Annotated in this window: 20 protein-coding genes; 16 read left to right on the forward strand and 4 right to left on the reverse strand. The window is 40.0% G+C overall.

Features of this window, described 5'->3' with window-relative positions:
* Positions 1-113: 113 nt before the first annotated feature.
* From lpdA to C9J37_RS03865, 9 genes are all read left to right on the forward strand, one after another.
* Positions 114-1541, forward strand: coding sequence for a dihydrolipoyl dehydrogenase (lpdA, locus tag C9J37_RS03825; protein WP_107894325.1), 1428 nt, complete (start codon positions 114-116; stop codon positions 1539-1541).
* 126 nt (positions 1542-1667) lie between these two features.
* On the forward strand, positions 1668-2684 hold the full coding sequence (locus C9J37_RS03830) for a thiamine pyrophosphate-dependent dehydrogenase E1 component subunit alpha (RefSeq protein WP_107894326.1): 1017 nt from the start codon (positions 1668-1670) through the stop codon (positions 2682-2684).
* Positions 2684-3667, forward strand: coding sequence for an alpha-ketoacid dehydrogenase subunit beta (locus C9J37_RS03835; protein ID WP_024361156.1), 984 nt, complete (start codon positions 2684-2686; stop codon positions 3665-3667). Before C9J37_RS03830 ends, C9J37_RS03835 begins: the two co-directional genes overlap by 1 nt.
* A gap of 194 nt (positions 3668-3861) precedes the next feature.
* The gene (locus tag C9J37_RS03840; protein ID WP_107894327.1) at positions 3862-5205 is read left to right on the forward strand and encodes a dihydrolipoamide acetyltransferase family protein; all 1344 of its coding nucleotides are present in this window, start codon (positions 3862-3864) and stop codon (positions 5203-5205) included.
* 120 nt (positions 5206-5325) lie between these two features.
* Positions 5326-7029, forward strand: coding sequence for a methylmalonyl-CoA mutase family protein (locus tag C9J37_RS03845; RefSeq protein WP_025219914.1), 1704 nt, complete (start codon positions 5326-5328; stop codon positions 7027-7029).
* On the forward strand, positions 7026-9179 hold the full coding sequence (gene scpA / locus C9J37_RS03850) for a methylmalonyl-CoA mutase (RefSeq protein ID WP_107894328.1): 2154 nt from the start codon (positions 7026-7028) through the stop codon (positions 9177-9179). The genes C9J37_RS03845 and scpA overlap by 4 nt, the downstream gene beginning before the upstream one ends.
* Positions 9179-10276, forward strand: coding sequence for a methylmalonyl Co-A mutase-associated GTPase MeaB (meaB, locus tag C9J37_RS03855; RefSeq protein ID WP_107894329.1), 1098 nt, complete (start codon positions 9179-9181; stop codon positions 10274-10276). The genes scpA and meaB overlap by 1 nt, the downstream gene beginning before the upstream one ends.
* Positions 10277-10411: 135 nt before the next feature.
* Positions 10412-10852 (forward strand): BrxA/BrxB family bacilliredoxin, encoded by a 441-nt coding sequence (locus tag C9J37_RS03860; protein WP_024361151.1) that lies wholly within the window; start codon positions 10412-10414, stop codon positions 10850-10852.
* Positions 10853-11031: 179 nt separating this feature from the next.
* A complete protein-coding gene (locus C9J37_RS03865) occupies positions 11032-12039 on the forward strand; it encodes an aromatic acid exporter family protein (protein WP_029747083.1) in 1008 nt (335 codons plus the stop codon).
* A gap of 20 nt (positions 12040-12059) precedes the next feature.
* Here the strand turns inward: C9J37_RS03865 and prli42 are convergent, their stop codons facing one another.
* Positions 12060-12155: a stressosome-associated protein Prli42 gene (gene prli42, locus C9J37_RS27970; protein WP_152490651.1), complete on the reverse strand. Its 96-nt coding sequence runs from the start codon at positions 12153-12155 to the stop codon at positions 12060-12062.
* Between the two features lie 125 nt (positions 12156-12280).
* Between prli42 and mce the strand changes: the two genes are divergently transcribed.
* The 5 genes from mce to C9J37_RS03890 all read left to right on the forward strand — a co-directional run bounded on the left by mce (position 12281) and on the right by C9J37_RS03890 (position 17205).
* The gene (mce, locus tag C9J37_RS03870) at positions 12281-12694 is read left to right on the forward strand and encodes a methylmalonyl-CoA epimerase (protein ID WP_024361149.1); all 414 of its coding nucleotides are present in this window, start codon (positions 12281-12283) and stop codon (positions 12692-12694) included.
* 5 nt (positions 12695-12699) lie between these two features.
* On the forward strand, positions 12700-14247 hold the full coding sequence (locus C9J37_RS03875; protein WP_025219913.1) for an acyl-CoA carboxylase subunit beta: 1548 nt from the start codon (positions 12700-12702) through the stop codon (positions 14245-14247).
* 134 nt (positions 14248-14381) lie between these two features.
* Positions 14382-15335: a hypothetical protein gene (locus C9J37_RS03880; protein ID WP_107894330.1), complete on the forward strand. Its 954-nt coding sequence runs from the start codon at positions 14382-14384 to the stop codon at positions 15333-15335.
* A gap of 241 nt (positions 15336-15576) precedes the next feature.
* Positions 15577-16698: a M20/M25/M40 family metallo-hydrolase gene (locus tag C9J37_RS03885; protein ID WP_107894331.1), complete on the forward strand. Its 1122-nt coding sequence runs from the start codon at positions 15577-15579 to the stop codon at positions 16696-16698.
* An 18-nt stretch (positions 16699-16716) separates the two neighbouring features.
* Complete coding sequence (locus C9J37_RS03890) at positions 16717-17205, forward strand: chemotaxis protein CheW (RefSeq protein WP_107894332.1); 489 nt, start codon at positions 16717-16719, stop codon at positions 17203-17205.
* Between the two features lie 65 nt (positions 17206-17270).
* Here C9J37_RS03890 and nspC read toward each other — a convergent pair whose 3' ends face one another.
* The 3 genes from nspC to C9J37_RS03905 form a co-directional block, all read right to left on the reverse strand.
* Positions 17271-18410 (reverse strand): carboxynorspermidine decarboxylase, encoded by a 1140-nt coding sequence (gene nspC / locus C9J37_RS03895; RefSeq protein WP_024361144.1) that lies wholly within the window; start codon positions 18408-18410, stop codon positions 17271-17273.
* A complete protein-coding gene (locus C9J37_RS03900) occupies positions 18407-19636 on the reverse strand; it encodes a saccharopine dehydrogenase family protein (RefSeq protein WP_024361143.1) in 1230 nt (409 codons plus the stop codon). Before C9J37_RS03900 ends, nspC begins: the two co-directional genes overlap by 4 nt.
* A gap of 329 nt (positions 19637-19965) precedes the next feature.
* The gene (locus tag C9J37_RS03905) at positions 19966-20154 is read right to left on the reverse strand and encodes a hypothetical protein (RefSeq protein WP_024361142.1); all 189 of its coding nucleotides are present in this window, start codon (positions 20152-20154) and stop codon (positions 19966-19968) included.
* 297 nt (positions 20155-20451) lie between these two features.
* Between C9J37_RS03905 and C9J37_RS03910 the strand changes: the two genes are divergently transcribed.
* Both C9J37_RS03910 and C9J37_RS03915 read left to right on the forward strand, forming a co-directional pair.
* Positions 20452-21270 carry a tetratricopeptide repeat protein gene (locus tag C9J37_RS03910; RefSeq protein ID WP_235617019.1) on the forward strand — a complete coding sequence of 273 codons (819 nt, stop codon included), beginning with the start codon at positions 20452-20454 and terminating at the stop codon, positions 21268-21270.
* A gap of 251 nt (positions 21271-21521) precedes the next feature.
* The gene (locus C9J37_RS03915) at positions 21522-22154 is read left to right on the forward strand and encodes a LysE family transporter (protein WP_107894333.1); all 633 of its coding nucleotides are present in this window, start codon (positions 21522-21524) and stop codon (positions 22152-22154) included.
* Positions 22155-22185 lie beyond the last annotated feature (31 nt).

Consider the following 22185-nt stretch of genomic DNA (forward strand, 5'->3'; position numbering starts at 1 on the left):
TAAGATAGAGATTGTTGCCTGTGGCGATACAGCGCTTTTCCTCGATGGATTGCACTATGACGCCAGTTAGGAGAGAGAGGCTTTAGCACTTTTCTCATAAGGAGGAATAACATATGGCTCAAAATTATGATGTTGTTATTTTAGGGGGAGGGACAGGTGGCTACGTTGCAGCAATTCGTGCGGCACAATTAGGCTTAAAAACAGCTATTGTGGAACGTGAACGACTTGGTGGTACTTGTCTACATAAAGGCTGTATTCCGAGTAAAGCATTACTTCGAAGTGCTGAAGTATATCGTATGGCCAATAAAACCGCGAGTGAATTTGGCGTAGACATTACAGGTGTTACCTTGCAATTCAATAAGGTGCAAGCGCGCAAACAAGCAATAGTAGAGCAATTAAGCCAAGGTGTGAATACACTGATGAAAAAAGGCAAAATTGATGTCTATGAAGGAACAGGTCGAATTTTAGGTCCATCTATTTTCTCACCAATGCCAGGTACTATATCAGTAGAGATGCGCAATGGTGAGGAAAATGAAATGCTTGTTCCTACCAATGTTGTCATTGCAACAGGATCGAAGCCACGAGGAATGGCAGGATTAACGGTTGATGGGAAGTATGTCATGAATTCTGACCATGCATTGCAAATGGAAGAATTACCGACTTCATTATTGATTGTTGGTGGTGGTGTAATCGGCATCGAGTGGGCATCTATGCTTTGTGATTTTGGAGTAGCTGTAACTGTAATTGAATACGGTTCTACGATTTTACCAGCTGAGGATGCAGATATTGTAAAAGAAGTGACAAAACAGCTTGAAAATCGTGGTGTGCGCATTGTGACGAATGCTCGGTTAAATACAGATAGCTTTAAAATAGAAAATGATAACGTTTACATTTCGGCGAAGCTTCAGGATAATGAGGAGCGATTTGAAGCAGAGAAATTATTACTTTGTGTTGGACGTGAAGCAAATATACATGGCATTGGTTTAGAAAATACCGATATTGAAATCGACAACGGCTTTATTCAAGTACGCGATTCTTATCAAACAAAGGAATCACATATGTATGCTATTGGAGATGTGATTGGTGGTTTACAATTGGCGCACGTTGCCTCACATGAAGGCTTGTCCGCTATTGAACATATTGCGACAGGAAAAGTAGCGCCGTTAGATGTTTTGCAAGTACCGAAATGTGTCTATTCCTTCCCAGAAGTGGCTAGTATCGGTTTAACGGAAAGTGCTGCTCGCGAAAAAGGGCATGTATTAAAAATTGGTAAATTTCCGTTTAAAGCAATAGGTAAGGCGCTTGTTAATGGAGAATCAGATGGTTTTGTTAAAATAATAGCCGATGAAAAAACGGACGATATTTTGGGTATTCATATGGTAGGGCCGCATGTGACGGATTTAATAGGAGAAGCTTCATTAGCGAAATTATTAGATGCAACTCCTTGGGAAATTAGTCAAGCAATCCATCCACATCCATCATTAAATGAAGTATTAGTGGAGTCAGCTTTAGCTGTCGATAAGCGAGCTATTCATTTTTAATGCGTTTATAGACATTTCGCCGAATTGTAACAAATAAAAAGACCGACGTAAATTGTGATACTAAAGGAGCTTGTGCGCAAAATACAGGCACTTTAGCACGTTTTCTAATGCGAAAGGGGTGTTCATATGCAAGACGTTCAACTGAAACATGAAGATTTAGGGTTAACGAATGAAGAAGTCCTTGCTATGTTCGAAACGATGTTAATGGCAAGAAGATTAGATGAGCGCATGTGGTTATTAAACCGTTCAGGTAAAATTCCATTTGTAATTTCTTGTCAGGGACAGGAGGCTGCACAAGTTGGAGCAGCATTTGCGCTAGATAAAAATAAAGATTATATTGCACCGTATTATCGAGATATGGGCGTAGTTTTACATTTTGGTATGACGCCAAAAGAGCTGATGTTATCAGCATTTGCAAAGGCTGAAGATCCAAACTCTGGCGGCCGCCAAATGCCTGGGCATTTTGGGCAAAAGAAAAACCGCATTTTGACTGGTTCTTCACCCGTAACAACACAAGTACCGCATGCTGTTGGGGTGGCGCTTGCGGGGCGCTTGCAAAAGGAGGATTTCATCGCCTTTGTTACGTTAGGAGAAGGTTCTTCCAACCAAGGTGATTTCCATGAAGGGGCGAATTTTGCTGGTGTGCATAAACTACCCGTAATTATAATGGTAGAAAACAATCAATATGCGATTTCAGTACCAGTGGAACGTCAGTTAGGTTGTGCAAAAGTATCCGATCGTGGTATTGGCTATGGCATGCCAGGCGTAACAGTAGACGGCAAATGTCCACTACAAGTTTATAAGGTTGTCAAAGAGGCGGCAGAACGCGCTCGTAGCGGTGAAGGGCCAAGTTTAATAGAAACGGTGACATTCCGTTTAACTGCACACTCTTCGGATGATGATGATCGTCAATACCGTACAGCTGAAGATATCGCGGAAGGCAAAGCGAAGGATCCGATTGTATTGTTTGAGAAGTATTTACAAGATGCTGGCATTATGACGGAATCTCTTCGTACTGAAATAGAGGAGCGTGTGATGGCCGAAGTAAATGAAGCGACGGACTATGCAGAGGCAGCTCCTTACGCTATACCAGAGGATGCCTTGAAGTACGTATATGCACCAGTGGACGGAGGTGACGTGTAATGGCAGTAATGTCTTATATTGATGCGATTACATTAGCGATGAAGGAAGAAATGGAACGAGATGAACGAGTTTTCATTTTAGGAGAGGACGTTGGTCGTAAAGGTGGCGTTTTCAAAGCAACGACTGGTCTTTATGAGCAGTTTGGGGAGTATCGTGTGTTAGATACACCGCTTGCGGAAAGTGCGATTGCAGGAGTTGGTATTGGCGCGGCAATGTACGGCATGCGTCCAATTGCTGAAATGCAGTTTGCAGACTTTATTATGCCTGCTGTGAACCAAATTGTATCGGAAGCTGCGAAAATCCGTTATCGCTCCAATAATGACTGGACTTGTCCAATTGTAGTCCGTGCTCCTTTTGGTGGTGGGATTCACGGAGCGCTTTACCATTCACAATCGGTAGAAGCACTTTTTGCTGGAACACCCGGTTTGAAAATTGTTATTCCTTCCACTCCGTATGATGCGAAAGGCTTGTTAAAGGCAGCAATTCGTGATGAAGATCCGGTATTATTCTTTGAACATAAGCGTGCGTATCGCCTAATCAAAGGGGAAGTCCCATTAGACGATTATACATTACCAATCGGCAAGGCAGATGTGAAGCGAGAAGGGGAAGACGTTACGGTCATTACGTATGGTCTAGCCGTTCATTTCGCTTTACAGGCAGCCGAGCGTTTAGCGGCAGATGGCATCTCTGTCCATATTTTAGATTTACGTACAGTGTATCCGTTAGATAAAGAAGCCATTATTGAAGCGGCAAGTAAAACAGGAAAAGTATTGCTTGTAACAGAAGATAACAAGGAAGGCAGTATTATAAGTGAGGTTGCGGCCATTATCGCAGAACATTGCTTATTTGACCTTGATGCGCCTATTCAACGTTTAGCTGGACCAGATGTACCTGCAATGCCATATGCGCCTACAATGGAAAAGTTTTTCATGATAAATCCTGAAAAAGTAGAGCGGGCATTGAGAGATTTAGCTGCATTCTAAAAATCTCCTATCTCATGTAAGAAAAGGAGATGCATATCTAATTGGTAGTCTCTTTTGAGTAGGCTTAAAGGCTTGCGAAAAAAAGTTGAAGCTTCTCAACTAGTTGCCTCGAATTTTGCAATGGCATGCTGTACATGGACAATTCAAAATTTGGGTTGACTAGATGGGGGCGTAATTGATGGGAGGAAAAGATAATGGCGATTCAAAGCATTACGATGCCACAGCTCGGTGAAAGCGTAACAGAAGGTACAATCGAAAAATGGCTCGTACAACCAGGTGATACAGTAAAAAAATATGATCCATTAGCAGAAGTTGTGACGGATAAAGTAAATGCAGAAATCCCATCTTCTTTTGAAGGGGTCATTACAGAACTACTTGCAGAAGAAGGGCAAACGTTACCAGTTGGAGCAGTGGTTTGTTCCATTGAAATCGCAGGTGACGGTGAAGTGCCAGCGTCTCCACCTGTGAAAAAGTCAACAGTAAGTGCTGCAATATTAAATGCAGGGATTCAGAAAAAACAAGAGTCTCCGAAGGAAGTTACTGCACCTATTGCATCAGCAAATTCAGTGAGACAGCAAAAAAACCGCTATTCGCCTGCTGTACTTAGACTGGCGCAAGAACATGATATTCCACTTGAGCAAGTTGTTGGTACAGGAGAGGGTGGCCGTATTACACGAAAAGATCTACAACAACTCATTGACGCAGGAAATATACCAACGCCACAGGATGTAACACCTTCTGAGCCAGTTGCAGTTGCAACAACGGCTAGTAGCCAACCTGTTGCCGCTGTCGAAACACCAACAAAACCAATCGCATCCTCGCCAGTGTTGCAAACAGGCGACATTGAAATTCCGGTAACGAATGTACGCCGTGCCATTGCGAATAATATGGTACGTAGTGCTCAAGAAGTCCCACATGCTTGGATGATGATGGAAGTTGATGTAACGGATTTAGTGGCTTATCGGGATAGTATAAAGATGGACTTTAAGCAAAAGGAAGGTTTTAATATTACCTACTTTACGTTCTTTGTAAAGGCCGTTGCACAAGCTTTAAAAGAGTTCCCAATGATGAACTCTATGTGGGCGGGTGATAAAATTATCCAAAAACATGACATAAATATTTCCATTGCGGTAGCAACAGACGATGCACTTTTTGTCCCTGTTATAAAACACGCTGATGAAAAGTCCATTAAAGGGATTGCTAAAGAAATTCACGAGCTTGCCCAAAAAGTACGCACAGGAAAACTGACAATGGACAATATGCAGGGCGGTACTTTTACAGTTAATAATACGGGTGCTTTCGGTTCTGTGCAGTCGATGGGCATTATTAATTATCCGCAAGCTGCCATCTTACAAGTGGAAAGTATTGTAAAAAAACCAGTTGTTTTACCTGGTGGAATGTTTGCAGCACGCGATATCGTAAATTTATGTTTATCTTTAGATCATCGTGTATTAGATGGATTAGTTTGTGGTAAATTCCTAAATAGAGTAAAAGAAATACTCGAAAATACAAATAAATCTTCGACGTCAGTCTACTGATGACTTGTCGGAAACCTGTTGTATAACGGTTTCCGATTTTTTTTTGCTTTTCGAGTCGCAATTTGTCATGTAGAATAACAAATAGAAACTACTAAGGGGGGAAGCTGATTAAGCGTCCGCATGTCAAACAACATGAAAAATATTGAATTTGAAAAGCCGTCCTATTCAGAATGGCAAGATGCAGCAATCAAAGCTTTAAAAGGGAAACCATTCGAGTCTCTTTTAACGAAAACAAGTGAGGGTGTTACTTTAGAACCACTTTACACACAAGAAAGTTTAGTAGCAAAACTTGGAGATGAACTAGACAAACAAGTTGCCACAATCCGTTCCCTGCAAAATAGTCAAGTATTTCGTGTGGCACAGCAAGTTTATGCAGAAACAAGTGAAGCATTTTTTGCTCAACTTGATGATAGTTTAGCTCGTGGTAATGAGATTGTGACAATTGATAGCCGTGTAAACTTTGAATGGTCTGAAGAAATATTGGCACAACTAGCTCCTTATTTCTCTGAATATTCGTTTAAAATAACGGTAAAAGACGAGAATGATCCATTGTTAGCGGTATTTGACAACATCACAAATGAACAGCGTGAAACTGTGAATGGGTATATTGTAGCTAAAAACCCTATCAAGCTTGAAGGATTGCCAAATGTACGAACGATTAGTGCAAACACAGTAACTTACCATAATGAAGGCGCTAATGCCGTACAAGAATTAGCTTATGCACTTGCTATTGCAGCAAAATATGCAGAGCAAGAAGAAAACTTTGAAGCTTTTGCACAAAAATTTTATGTTTCATTTGCGATTGATACACAATTCTTCACAGAAATTGCGAAGTTACGTGCATTTAAAGTACTTTGGAAAGCGTTCTCATCTGCTTATGGTGTGGAAGAGAATGTGAAAATTCCAACACTTGCGGAAACTTCTCTACGAAGCTTCTCGAAATTGGATGTTTACGTAAATTTACTACGTGCAGCAAATGAAGCGCTTTCTGGATTAATTGGCGGTGCGGATGTATTTACAGTTCACCCACATGATGCATTAACGAAGCCTACAGAACAATCCGTTCGTATTGCTCGAAATGTATCTTTAGTGTTAAAAGAAGAAACAAATGTTTTAAAAATAACAGATCCTGCCGGTGGTTCATACTTCATTGAATCATTAACAGCGGACTTCGTAAAAGAAGCTTGGGCATTATTCTTAGAAATTGAAGCTGCTGGTGGAATGGACGCGTATGCGGCATCCGGTAAATTAGCAGAAGCATTAGAAGTATCTTACCAAGCGCGAATTAAAGCGGCACAAACACGCAAACAATCGGTTATCGGTACGAATATTTATGCTAATCCAGCAGATGTACTTGAAAGTGAAACGAACCCATTATTTGCAGATGTGAAGCGTATTTCGATTCCGTTTGAGCAACTGCGAGCACAAATGACTGCTGCCAATGTGAAAACAGGCATTCTAGCATTAGGTTCACTAAAAAGTTCAAAACCTCGTGCAGACTTTGTATCTGGTTTTTTAAACACTGTTGGTCTAGTACCAGAAAAAAGCGAACCAGTAGCAACAGTTGAGGAAGCGCTCGCTTGGCTAAATACAACAGAAGCAAAATATGTTGTTATTGCAGGCAATGACGATACTACAAAAGAATTAGTACCAGCGATTTTAGCTAAAAAACCAGCAAACGTAATTGTAGACGTTGCAGGTAAATTTAAAGACGAAGAAGAAGCTTGGTTAGCAAATGGCTTAAACGGCTTTATTTTCGCAGGACAGAACATCATTGAAAAATTAAATTCAGTGTTCGCTAGCATGAAGGAGGTCCAACGATGAGCAAGCCTAATTTTAGTGCAATTGAAATCGAAAACGTATTATCAACTGAAGCTCCTGCGGCGTCAGATGAAAAATTCATGACAAATGAAGGTATTGAAATTAAAGATATTTATACAAAAGATGACATTAAAGATGTGAAACATTTACATGATGTAGCTGGTATAGCACCGAATACACGTGGACCATACCCTACTATGTATGTTGCGCGTCCTTGGACAGTTCGTCAGTATGCAGGTTTCTCTACTGCTGAAGAATCAAATGCCTTTTATAAACGTAACCTTGCAATGGGTCAAAAAGGGCTTTCAGTTGCCTTTGACTTAGCAACGCACCGTGGTTATGATTCAGACCACCCACGCGTTACAGGTGATGTTGGTAAAGCTGGGGTTGCCATTGACTCTGTCGAAGATATGAAAATTTTATTTGATCAAATTCCGTTAGACCAAATGTCTGTATCTATGACGATGAATGGTGCTGTACTGCCAGTACTTGCCTTCTACATCGTTGCTGCTGAAGAGCAAGGGGTAACACCAGACCAGCTAGCTGGAACAATTCAAAATGATATTTTAAAAGAATACATGGTGCGTAACACATATATTTATCCACCTGCAATGTCGATGAAAATTATTGCGGACATCTTTGAATATACTGCGAAATTCATGCCGAAATTTAACTCTATTTCTATTTCGGGCTACCATATTCAAGAAGCAGGTGCAACAAACGATATTGAACTTGCCTACACGCTAGCCGACGGACTTGAGTATGTTCGTACAGGGTTAAAAGCGGGTATTGATATCGATGCCTTTGCACCACGTTTATCATTCTTCTGGGCAATTGGTATGAACTATTACATGGAAGTGGCAAAAATGCGTGCTGCACGCCGTATTTGGGCGCAAATGATGTCTACGTTCAATCCAAAAAATCCAAAGACATTAGCATTACGTACACACTCACAAACTTCTGGATGGTCTTTAACAGAGCAAGATCCATTCAATAACGTGACGCGTACATTAATCGAAGCCAATGCTTCATCAATGGGGCATACGCAATCTCTTCATACGAACGCACTTGACGAAGCAATTGCTTTACCAACAGATTTCTCTGCACGTATTGCACGTAATACGCAGTTATTCTTACAAGAAGAAACAGCCATGACAAAAGTGATTGATCCATGGGGTGGTTCATATTATGTTGAAAAACTAACAGATGAAATCACTGAATCTGCTTGGGCGTTAATCGAAGAAATTGAAGAGCTTGGTGGTATGGCAAAAGCGATTGAAACAGGTCTTCCAAAGATGAAGGTTGAAGAAGCTGCGGCGAAACGTCAGGCGAAAATTGACTCGAAATCAGAAACAATCGTTGGTGTGAACAAATATCGTCTGGACAAAGAAGAGCCAATCGACATTCTTGATATCGACAATACACTAGTACGTCAAAAGCAAATTGAGCGTTTAGATGCTATGAAAGCAGCTCGTGATGAGGCAGAAGTACAAAAACATCTTGCACGCTTAACGAAAGCTGCACAAGATGGTGAGGAAAACCTACTTGCAGTAGCGGTAGATGCAGCGCGTGCTCGTGCATCACTGGGAGAAATTTCTGATGCAATCGAAGTTGTATCTGGTCGTCATAAAGCCATCATCCGTTCCATTTCAGGCGTTTATTCTGCTAACTTCTCTGATGAAGAACAAATTACTGAAGTGAAAAATATGACAGATGAGTTCCTTGAAAATGAAGGTCGTCGCCCACGTATTTTAGTTGCGAAAATGGGACAAGACGGACATGACCGAGGTGCAAAAGTCATTGCAACTGGCTATGCTGACTTAGGGTTTGACGTAGATATTTCACCACTATTCATGACACCTGAAGAAACTGCGCAAATGGCTGTTGAAAATGACGTACATTGTATCGGCGTATCGTCATTAGCAGCAGGTCACAAAACTTTAGTACCTGCCCTGGTTTCTGAACTGAAAAAACTTGGGCGTGAAGATATTATCATTATCGTTGGCGGCGTTATTCCAGCACAAGATTATGAATTCCTTTATGAAGCAGGTGCTGTGGCGATCTTTGGTCCTGGTACAGTGATACCTGTATCTGCCATTAAAATTATTGAGGAAATCTATAAACGTTTAGGTTACGAGGAAGTGTCTAAATAATGGACAAAAACAAAGGGATGCAGGAAAGTGCTCTATTTGTCATGGGTGGCGTGGAAGCATCTCACGACGGTATGCAGTATGGTGTACCGAAAAAATTCCGAAAGAAAAAGGCGGACAACCTTAATATACAGAAGCTTGCACAAGATGTACGTGCAGGCTCACGTGTACAGTTGTCAAAAGCCATTACGCTCATTGAAAGTTCGAATAGTACCCATAAAGCACAGGCTCAGGAGTTATTACAGGAACTTTTACCGCATACAGGCAACAGTGTTCGTATAGGGATTACGGGAGTACCAGGGGCTGGTAAAAGCTCTTTCATTGAAGCTTTCGGAACGATGTTATGTGAGATGGGTAAAAAAGTAGCGGTCCTTGCAATAGACCCGAGTTCTTCATTATCAGGGGGCAGTATTTTAGGCGATAAAACGCGCATGGAAGAACTGGTGAAAAAGCCGAATGCATTCGTTCGTCCATCACCGTCTGCTGGTACCCTAGGGGGTGTCCATAAGAAGACGCGCGAAACGATGCTTGTATGTGAAGCAGCGGGCTACGATGTCATTTTAATTGAGACAGTTGGTGTTGGACAGAGTGAAACATACGTCCGCGGTATGGTCGATTTCTTCCTGTTGCTCGTGTTAACAGGTGCAGGAGATGAGCTTCAAGGTATGAAAAAGGGCATCATGGAATTGGCGGATGCAATTGTTGTGCATAAAGCGGATGGTGACAATGTTCGACTAGCGAAAAAAACCGTTTCCGAATACAAGCAAATATTGCATTTCCTTCAACCTGCAACACCAGGTTGGATGTCTACTGCCATGCCAGTTAGTTCGTGGGAGAAAAAGGGACTGGATAAAGTGTGGGATACAATCGGTGAATTTAGGCAGACGGTAGAAGCAAATAACTATTGGTCTATCCGACGTCAAAATCAAACGAGAGATTGGTTCCAATCTATGATTACAGATCATTTAATTGATGCATTTTATGGAGACCCAAATCGCAAGGAACAAGTGCAGTTACTAGAGCGCCAAATCCTCAATGGGCAACTAACAGTAACGCAAGGTGTAGATCGTTTATTTAGCGATGAGCAATCACAGAAATAATGTACGCTTTTATATGAGCATGTAGGTGCACAAAAGCATCACTTACTGCTATGATAGGAGATGTATGAGCGCTTTCAACCTAAAGTTATGCAAAGCAAATGAAGACAGCGCGAAATTGAAAGGAGCTATCGCTTTATGAATATGGATTACGATTTATTTATGCAAGAAATTTTAAAAACAGCACGTGCAGAAATTGAGGCTGCAGGATACGAGCAATTACGCACGCCTGAAGCTGTTGAAGAGGCGTTTGCTCGTCCAGGTACAACATTAGTTATGGTCAATTCAGTATGTGGCTGTGCAGGGGGCATTGCTCGTCCAGCAGCAGCGCAATGTGTGCATTACGATAAAAGACCAGATCATTTAGTTACTGTCTTTGCAGGTCAAGATAAAGAAGCGACAGCAGCTGCTCGTTATCACTTCGGTGAAGACCACTTACCATCTTCTCCATCATTTGTTCTTTTAAAAGATGGACAAGTCGTAGCAGAAGTGGGTCGCTATGAAATCGAAGGCCATGATCCAATGTCAGTAGTGACAAACTTACAAGCAAATTTTGAAGAATATTGTGAAGAGCTATAAAGTTTATTAACACCTACATGGTGCGCTCAACATAAGTTTAGCTTTTATTGATTTGACTAAAGTGACTAGTGCACTTTAGTCAAATCCTTTTGGAATTTTTGTAATATTGGCTAAATATATGTGCAACACAATAAAAGTTTAAATAGATAAGATGAGCTTCTAATGAATAACTATTCGTTATGAATGCTGCAGGATGGGAGGCAGTCGACTTGAAGAAATTTTCAATCGGCTATCGTACATTAAAAACAGCAGTCGGAGCAGCAATCGCCATTGCGATTGCGCAGTATTTTGAATTGGCTTCATATGCTTCAGCCGGTATTCTAACGATTCTATGTGTGCAGCCAACAAAGAAAAAATCCCTTCATGCTGCTTATACTCGCTTTGTCGCAAGCATTATTGGTATGCTGTATGCATTTTTGAGCTTTGAGCTATTTTCTTATCACCCGTTAACATTGGCAGGAATGCTTGTATTGTTTATACCGACGATTGTTTCGTTAAAGGTAGCAGATGGCTTTGTATCAAGTGCGGTGATTATTATGCATATTTACGCAGCTAAGGGCTTTTCGTATGATTTGGTAACGAATGAGTTAGCCTTGATGGCTATTGGTTATGGTACGGGAATCGCCATTAATATGTATATGCCAGACATTCAAAAGGAATTAAATTACTATAGAGTTAAAATAGAGGAACTTTACAGTAAGATTTTTTTAGAAATTGCCAGCTATTTAAGACAAGGTGATACGTTATGGGATGGACAAGAACTGATTCAAGCAGTCAAAACGTTGAATGATGCAAAATCATTAGCCTTTAAAGATGTAGAAAATCATTTTACTCGTAGACAAAATGACTATTATGTCTATTTCGATATGCGTGAGCAACAGCTTGAAATTATTGAACGAGTTCTCCCGAAAATAACGGCATTACCTGTTATAGTACAAGAGGCGGAAATTGTGGCAGACTTTGTCCAAGACCTTGGGGAGCATGTCCATTCAGGAAATACGGCAGGTCGTTATAGAGAAAAATTAGAGTTAGCGAAGAGAGATTTTGCGAAACTACCTTTACCTACAAACCATCAAGAGTTTATTGCGCAAGCAGCGCTTTATCAATTCATTGAAGAAATGGATCGGTATTTAGAAATAAAGCAATCATTTAAGGGTTTAAAGGTAGAAAGAAAGCGCCCACAGTAGCGTGGACGCTTTGCATTTTCTTAAACTAGCATTGATAAACCGAATGCAAGAGATGAGATGACCATGATGGCAATCATGGCATAAACAACGACTTTTTGAAATTTTTTATTACTCATATGCTCGTTCGCTCCTTCTTTTCTTATAAATAGTTTAGCAAATCTGAAAAATTTCTCAAGTAGTAGAGTTTTGACAAAAAAATCTGTAAAATAGGTTATGTACCATAACAGAAGGAGATGTCACCATGGAGAGAGTAGACCATATTGGGATTGCAGTGCGCGATCTAGATGAACGCATTACATATTATACAGAAACTTTAGGTTTAAAGTTGCTGAAAGTGGAAGAGGTTGAATCTCAACAGGTTCGTGTTGCTTTTATTGACGCTGGCAATGTGAAAATTGAGTTACTTGAACCGATGAGCGACAAAAGCGCTATTCACGGATTCATCGAAAAACGTGGCGAAGGCATTCACCATGTTGCATTCGGTGTAACAGGAATTCGTGAACGTATGGCAGAACTTCGTGAAAAAGGCGTGCGTCTTTTGTCGGAAGAGCCAGGACCAGGTGCAGGTGGCGCAGAGGTTGCTTTCATGCATCCTAAATCATCTTTCGGTGTGTTATATGAATTATGCGATAAAAGTGGAAAAGGGGAAAAGTGATTAGTATGGATATGTTCGACAAAATTAATGACTTATATGATCGTAAGACGGTAATTGAGCTTGGCGGTGGCTATGAACGCATCGAAAAGCAACATGATAAAGGTAAATTAACAGCTCGTGAGCGTATTGAATTATTACTAGACGAAGGTACGTTTTTCGAGATTAACCCATTCATTACACACCGTACAGTAGACTTCGGTATGGACAAAATGGAAGGCCCTGGCGATGGTGTAGTAACAGGCTTTGGTAAAATTAACGGACGTCCAGTTTACTTATTCTCTCAAGATTTCACTGTTTTTGGTGGAGCGCTTGGTGAAATGCACGCTAAAAAAATGGCGACAGTAATGGATCTAGCAGCTAAAAACGGCACACCGTTTATCGGTATTAACGATTCAGGTGGCGCGCGTATTCAAGAGGGTGTTCTTTCTCTTGATGGTTACGGACATATCTTCTACCGTAATGCGATTTACTCTGGAGTAATTCCACAAATCTCTGTTATTATGGGACCTTGTGCAGGTGGAGCTGTTTATTCTCCAGCTATCACAGACTTTATCTTAATGGTTGATAAAACATCTCAAATGTTTATTACTGGACCAAAAGTAATTGAAACAGTAACAGGTGAAAAAATCTCTGCTGAAGACCTAGGTGGTTCAAAAGTAAACAATGCAGTAAGTGGTAACGCTCACTTCCGTGCACCATCTGAAGAAGCGGCAATCAATCAAATTAAACAATTATTAAGCTATTTACCACAAAATAATAAAGAAAAAGCACCACGTCAACCACGACCAGAAGGTGACGATTACCGTCCAGAAATCGTGGATACTGTGCCAATCGAAACAACGCGCCCATACGATGTGCGTAAAGTTGTAGAACAAGTAGTGGACGAAGGTTCATTCATGGAAGTTCACTCAGAATTTGCGAAAAATGTCGTAGTTGGTTTTGCACGTATTGCTGGTGAATCTGTAGGTCTTGTATGTAACCAACCAAAAGTATTAGCTGGTGGTCTTGATATCGATTCTTCAGATAAGGCAGCTCGTTTCATTCGTACTTGTGATGCTTATAATGTGCCAATTATCACATTTGAAGACGTTTCTGGTTTCTTCCCAGGCGTAAAACAAGAGCACGGTGGTATTATCCGTCATGGTGCGAAAATCCTTTATGCATACTCTGAAGCAACTGTACCAAAAATTACAGTTATTCTACGTAAAGCATATGGTGGTGCGTACGTTGCACTTAACTCTAAATCAATCGGTGCTGACTTAGTATTCTCTTGGCCAAACGCTGAAATCGCAGTAATGGGTGCAGCAGGTGCAGCAAATATTATCTTTGCTCGTGAAATTGCGAAGTCTGAAGATCCAGAAGCAACTCGTGCAGCAAAAATTGAAGAGTACAAAGAGAAATTCGCAAATCCTTATGTTGCGGCATCTCGTGGTATGGTAGACGATGTTATTGATCCTCGTGATACGCGTATCAAACTTATTCAAGCTCTAGATATGTTGTCAAACAAGCACGAAACACGTCCAGAGAAAAAACACGGAAACATTCCACTATAAGTTGGACAAACCCAGTAGCCAGTTGGCTGCTGGGTTTTTTAGATGGAACGACTAAAAAATATATTGAAAAAATGACAGATAATTGAAACATTATGGCGACTCACCCGTACAAATAGGTAAGGGAGTTGAGATGAATGGAGTGGCAACAATTACAGTCTGAGCAGGAAAAACTTCATGCCCAGCTAAGAAATGTTAATAGATTAAGTGAAAAAAAGCTTTTAATTGAAGGACAAATCGAGCATGCAAGGCAGGAAATTTCCAAACATTCTATAGAACTCAATCAAATTCGAATCAAACTTGATAAGCTCGAAGGCTTTTCATTTATGAATATGATTCGAACTTGGACAGGGCAACAAGATGAGCTAAGAGCGGAGAAAGTCGATAAAGCAGCAATTTTGGAATTGAAAAGCAATGAAGCCAAAAAAATGCTATATGATTTAACAATCGACCTGGAGCAAGTGAATCACATGCTCACCCAATCGAATGAAAAACCATTGCAACAAGCGCTAAGTCGTCTACAAGAAAAAAAGCAAAGCTATCTTCAACTACACGAGCCTGAATATGCGCACAAATTGGAACAGCTTGCGAATGAAGAAGTGATGACGAAGCAGTTAATTTTTGAGATAACTGAAGCAGAGGAAGCGGGGGATATTGCGCTAACTAAATTAGGTCAGGCAGCAGCATCACTGCATTCAGCGAGCGGATTTTCCACATGGGATACGTTTTTTGGAGGTGGCATTATTGCCACACATTTAAAACATGATGCGCTTGATAAAACCGAAAGCTATCTTCATAATGCCCAAATTGCCTTGCAACGTTTTCATAATGAATTGCTTGATGTCCAAGATTTGTCTACCCAGTCTTTGCATGTTGAGGCAGATGGATTTGTAAAATTTGCGGATTATTTCTTTGATGATATTTTTTCTGCTTGGTCAGTCCATTCAAAAATATCAACAGCAAGAGAGCAAGTATCCCGTGTACAAGATGACGTACATAATACAATTAGACGTTTACAGGAAAAACATCATAAAGCAGTAGCTCATTTAGAAGAATTACAGAAGGAAAAAAAGGCGATTTTACAAATTTAACAGCGAAACCGAGTCAAAAGAGAAAAAGTGTTAGATTGCTTGTGAGCAATCTAACACTTTTTTTGCTGTGAACGCTAGGGCGCTTGCTAAAGGGTTACCAACGATTCATGGATTGCTACGGAATTAAAAGACAAAATAAAGAAGTTACTACTAGCGTATTATTCCAACTCTTCAGTCATTGTGCTAAACTAATACTTATATTATGACGTGGAAAACACGTAAATCAAGGGAGTCTTACAACATGACAAGTCGTTTAGTAGAAGAGTTTTTTGAGCTCGTACAAATCGATTCAGAAACAAAACATGAACAATTAATTGCGCCGGTATTAATCGACAAATTAACAGCACTTGGTTTTACAGTAGTGCAAGATGATGCACATACTCGAAATGGTCATGGAGCTGGCAATATTATTGCGACATTAAAAGGTTCATTAGACATTGAGCCAATCTATTTTACTTCTCATATGGATACAGTTGTACCAGGAAAGGGCATTAAACCGTCTCTACGTGAAGATGGTTACATCGTTTCTGATGGCACAACGATTTTAGGCGCAGACGATAAAGCGGGTCTAGCAGCGATGTTTGAAATGGTAAAACGCTTAAAAGAACAGCAAATTGAACATGGTGATATCGAGTTCATCATTACAGCAGGAGAAGAAAGCGGACTTGTGGGGGCGAAAGAATTGGACCCTTCAATTATTCGTGCAAAATACGGCTTTGCGGTAGATAGTGATGGCAAAGTAGGTGGAATCGTGACAGCAGCGCCATTCCAAGCGAAAATTTTTGCTAAAATCATCGGCAAAACAGCGCATGCAGGCGTTGCTCCTGAAAAAGGTGTGTCAGCGATTACAGTTGCGTCAAAATGTATTGCACAAATGAAGCTTGGGCGTTTGGACGAAGAAACAACAGCTAATATTGGTCGCTTTGAAGGCGGTCAAGCAACGAATATAGTGTGCGATGAAGTAACGATTTTAGCAGAAGCACGTTCTATTGATAAGACAAAACTTGACGCTCAAACGAAACATATGCAAGATACGTTTGAACAAGTTGCCGCTGCAATGGGGGCACGTGCAGAGATAGAAGTGAAACTAATGTATCCTGGTTTCCGTGTTACAGAGTCAGACAAAGTGGTTCAAGTAGCAATGGCAGCAGCCCGCAACATTGACCGCACGCCACAACTAGGTATATCTGGTGGCGGATCAGATGCCAATATTATTGCAGGCTTTGGTATCCCTACTGTGAACTTGTCAGTAGGCTATGAAGATATTCATACAACAAATGAAAAGATTCCTGTAGAAGAATTAGAAAAACTAGCAGATTTACTTGTGGAAATTGTGAAAGAGTCAGCTAAACACGAGCGCTAAAAAGAAGGAAGTGACCTAATGGAAAGTGTCAAGGCAGTAGTTTTCGCTTGTGGTACAGAAGAATATGCAGTACCGGTGGAGCAAGCAATCTCAATTGAAAAATTAGAGCAAATAACGCCCATTCCACATTTACCAAATTATTTATTAGGTTTTACAAGAAATCGAGGAGAGCTAATTCCTGTATTGGATTTTGAACGTATTCTCTATAATCGTTCATCAAATGCGGCTACAGCACGTATTATTGTCCTCAATACGGATGTCGTGAACTACGGCTTGCTCGTAACAGAGGCACGTGAAATTCTTGATTTAGATGATTCCATTTTAAAGCAAATGGGGCTTGTTAATTATTCCAAAACACGTTACTTTACGGCAGTGGCCAATTTAGAAAACCGTATGATTACGTATGTAGATCCTAAAATTCTTGTAAATTCTTTAGATGGCATTCGAGAAATTATCAATTATTTGCACAAAATGCTGGAAAATGAAAAAGAAAACGTAGAAGCATAAGTTTTGACAAACAAAAGGAATAACATAAAAACCCCCTCCAATGTTGGAGGGGGTTTTCATTTGGATTAAGAAAGTCGACCGCTATAGTCTTCAAACTTAAATTCACGAATGACTTTAATACCTTCTTCATCGTTATATGAAACGATAGATGGTAGGTTGACACCGTTAAACATATGGTTTTTAACCATCGAGTAGTGTGCCATATCTGTAAAGACAAGACGATCGCCTGGTTTTAGAGGTTCTTCAAATGAGTAATCACCGATAACATCACCTGCAAGGCATGTAAGTCCACCAAGGCGATATGTGTAAGCTAGCTCATTGGCTTGACCTGACCCGATAATCATCGGACGGTAAGGCATTTCAAGTACGTCTGGCATATGACAAGTTGCCGATGTATCTAAAATAGCTAAGTCCATGCCGTTTTTCTGAATATCAAGAACCGTTGCGACTAAGTAACCTGTATTTAGTGCTACTGCTTCACCAGGCTCTAAATACACAAGGAGATTGTACTTATCTTGAATATAATTAATGATATTCACTAGTTTTTCTACATCATAATCTTCACGCGTGATATGGTGACCACCGCCGAAGTTTAGCCATTTCATTTGGTGTAAAACATCACCAAATTTTTCTTCGACTTTTTCAATTATGCGCTCTAATGTATCTGAGTTTTGTTCACACATCGCATGGAAGTGTAAGCCATCAATACCGTCAAGCTGAGATTTGTCGAAATTAGCTAATGTTGTACCAAGACGAGAGTTCGTATAGCAAGGATCGTAAAGTGCTGTTTCAATTTCAGAGTACTCAGGATTAACACGAATACCACATTCAATTGTTTTGCCAGCAGCTTTTACTTTATCCTTGTACTGTGCCCATTGGTTGAAAGAGTTAAAGACGATGTGATCAACATAGCCAAGAAGCTCGTCCATTTCATGTTCTACATAAGCAGGTGCATAGACATGAACTTCTTTGCCCATTTTTTCATAGCCAAGACGGGCTTCGAAAAGTGAGCTTGATGTAATCCCAGCTAAGTATTCACCAACTAAAGGGAATGTTGAATGCATAGAAAACCCTTTTAGAGCAAGTAAAATACGGCAGCCCGTACGATCTTGTATCGACTTTAAAAGCTCAAGATTTTTTGTTAATAGTCGTTCATCCACTACATAAGAAGGTGATGGAACTTTTGTGAAATCAATTGGTTTCATCGGCTACTTTCCTTCGCTTCGATCTCTAAGTCAAGTAATTCTGGGTTATGGCTTTCTTGCCATGGTAGACCCCATTTGTTTAATGCATCCATAAATGGATCTGGATCGAATTCTTCTACGTTCCAGACACCTGGTTTTTGCCATTGACCGTTCATAACAAGCATTGCACCGATCATTGCTGGTACGCCAGTTGTGTAAGAAATCGCTTGAGAACCAACTTCGTTATAGCACGCTTCGTGGTCACATACGTTATACACGTAGTACGTTTTTTCCTTGCCATCTTTTAAACCACGGATGATACAGCCGATATTTGTTTTACCTTTTGTACGTGGTCCTAATGATGCTGGATCTGGTAATACGGCTTTCAAGAAGTGGATTGGCTGAATCATTTGCCCTTCGAATTCGATTGGTTCAATTGAAGTCATGCCTACATTCTCTAATACTTTTAAATGTGTTAAGTATTTTTCAGAGAATGTCATCCAGAATCGAATTTGCTTTAGACCTTTAATGTTTTTAGCAATTGATTCTAATTCTTCATGGTATAGCAGGTAAATATCTTTTGGCCCGATTTCTGGTAAGTTATACACTTCTTTTTTCTCAAGTGGTGCTGTTTCAATCCACTCGCCTTCTTTCCAGTAACGACCATTCGCTGTAATTTCGCGAATATTGATTTCTGGATTGAAGTTTGTTGCGAAATGATAACCGTGGTCACCAGCATTGGCATCTACGATATCGATATAGTGGATTTCGTCGAATTCATGTTTTTGAGCATGTGCTGTGAAAACGCCTGTTACACCAGGGTCAAAACCACTACCAAGTAATGCCGTTAAGCCAGCTTTTTCAAACTTCTCTTTATAAGCCCATTGCCATTTATATTCAAATTTTGCCGTTTCAGGTGGCTCGTAGTTTGCAGTATCCACATAGTGCACACCTGTCGCTAAGCAAGCATCCATAATCGTTAAGTCCTGATAAGGTAACGCTACGTTAATGACAACATCTGGTCCGAAACTTTTAATAAGTTCGATTAATTCATCTGTATTGTCAGCGTCTACCTGTGCAGTATGAATCTTTGTTTTTCCGCCGTCTAGTTTTTCTTTTAGAGCGTCACATTTTGAAACAGTTCTACTTGCGATACAAATTTCCTCAAATACGTCCGAATTTTGAACACACTTGTGTACCACAACACTGGCTACTCCGCCAGCTCCTATAATCAATGCTTTACCCAATTGTCTACCCCCAAGTTCATATAAAGTATTGTCAAACAAGCTGATTATACAGAAAATTGATTTACTACTCAATCATTGTTTTTAAATTTCTACAAAAAATTTTTTATTTCAACATTTATTAGCCGTAATTAGAGGGGGATACCCCGATAGCTGAGCACCTAACGCGTAAAAATCCACTGCGTATTATGGCCTGCACGACATAGGTTACAAATACGCTCATAGTTGAGTTATTGGGTTATGCTTTAGCGTAGATAGCAGAAGTCTCCATGGATTTTTACTTGGTAGTCATGCATCTTAAATTGTTTGAAAATTGTTTGAGTGACTGGCACTCAAAGGTGGGGTTCTGCATCGCCCCATAAATAAAAAATAATGATTAACAGCGTACTTAATAATCCCATCACGAGGCCATAGGTGCTGAAGGCCACTTGCACTTGACTTTGCACAGCATAAATAAAAATGGCTCCAAGTGTTAATAAATTGCCCATAATAAGTAATAACAGATGAAAACGTTTATTCATAGCAAGCCCCTCCTAAAATAAAATTTACTTGCCCCAAAGATGAAAATATTTTACTTCAATTATCTCATAATTCAGAAAAAATATCCAAATAATAACTATTATTATGTGAAAAAGTTTGAAAGATGGAGGGATTTATCTAAATTTCGTATGGAAATAATGGTTATTTTTCTATGAATGATGAATGGTGCTTTTTGAAGCTGACGTTGCAATGCGCTTGAAACAGATTATTTTTCATGGTGTTGCAAGTAGGCTGACATTATTTATATTAAAAAAACAGCATAAGAATGCATTGTTTTTATGATTATTGCTGTTTTTCGCTCTAAAGATGGTAAACTACCAATAAGAAAGCTCTTTGGTGAAGGTGAGGATTTTATCGTGATCAATCAATTTAATGAACAAGTACAACAAATAAATGAATTATTTGTCAGTGGACAAGTGAAAGAAAGCTATACCTTGGCGAAGGCATTATTAAAGAACGAATCATTTGAAGCAGATGATTCTTATCCTATTATTCAACAGCATGTGGCACTTTTAGAGGCTAATGGCTATGCTACTATGCCAGTCCACACTGCAGATAATGTGAAGCAAAGTGTCGAACGTGCGGATGGATCGTATCCAGAGCGTGATGTCCTTAGTGCCTATATTGGCAGTCAGGACGATGAGCAATTTGGTCGAGTGGTAGATGAATTATTAGCGGGGTCTATCGAAGCGCAAGCAAATGCTTACTATACAATGGCTGAATATTTTGTACTTGCAAAAGAGCCTGATAAAGCAATGGTACAATATGCGGAAGCGATTAAATTACAACCGAATATAGCACTGTATTGGGGAGCATTTGCGCAATTTATTAATCATATTGAAGCAAGCCCGTATTTGGCACTACGTCTTATTGAAGAGGCGATTCAACTAGATGGCATGAATGCTCGTTGGTATTATATTCAAGGGAATATATTTTTCCAGTTAGTTGCAGCTACCAAAAATTTAAGTTACTTACCGGCACTAGAGGAAGCTTGGTCGAAAGCCAAAAAACGCTGCTCTGCTAAGCAAGTGGCATTAAAGGTGGACATTGCTAAGTCAGAGGATTTATTAACACAGTGGAAGAAACAAATGCTATAAGGACGAGCTTTTTTTAATAATCTATCATAGTATTTCACGGGCGTTTATGCAGAGTTTACTTGTATATTTATGAATTGTTTGAGTGACTGGCACTTAGTAAATATGTGTTGCGACGGGAGTTTTAGTAGATATTTACTTGTATATTTATAAATTGTTTGAGTGGCAGGCACTATATTTCTGTATTTTTATGCTAGAATAGGATTATAAACGGACGTAAGAAGCTTATTTTATTGCATGAAAGAAGTGTTTGTTTGAGTTTATATGTTGCGTATGTATTAGTAGGGCTTGCTATAGCAATGCCTGTAGGTGCCATCACGGTCGAAATGACCAAGCAGGGGCTAAAAAATGGCTTTATGCATGGCTGGGCAGTAGGGCTTGGCGGTATGACGGTTGATGTAGTATTAGTTTTTGCTCTGTATATGGGGCTTGCTTCTATATTAGCTATGCCGCTAATTCAGCTGCCTATGTGGATTATTGGCGCCGGCTTCTTGTTTTTACTTGGGTTAGATTCTATTAAAAATGCCGATCAAGACATTACGCTAGCGGGTGAAAAGGTAACAAAATCATTTTTCGCATCGTATCGCAACGGGCTTTTGGTAGCCATTTCGCCAGGAAACCTTGTTTTTTGGGTAAATGTATTCGGTGTAGTTCTAGCAAAATCGTATGACAAAGGAGAGTCAGCAAGTTTCCTAGTAATAGCTGCTGGTATACTTAGCGGTATTATACTGCACGACATAGGTTTGATGACCATTGTTTCGGTTACACGTAAGGCGATGAGTCGAAAAATGATTAAAACCCTGACAATGATATCAGGCGTGTTATTGATTGGTTTCGCAGGTTACTTTATTTATGAATTTATTCAAGGAATTAAAATGTACAGATAATCGACAAAAGGCATTGAGAAGTAGATTCTCA

Origin of the sequence: Lysinibacillus mangiferihumi (assembly GCF_003049665.1) — a bacterium.
Classification (GTDB): Bacteria; Bacillota; Bacilli; order Bacillales_A; family Planococcaceae; genus Lysinibacillus; species Lysinibacillus mangiferihumi.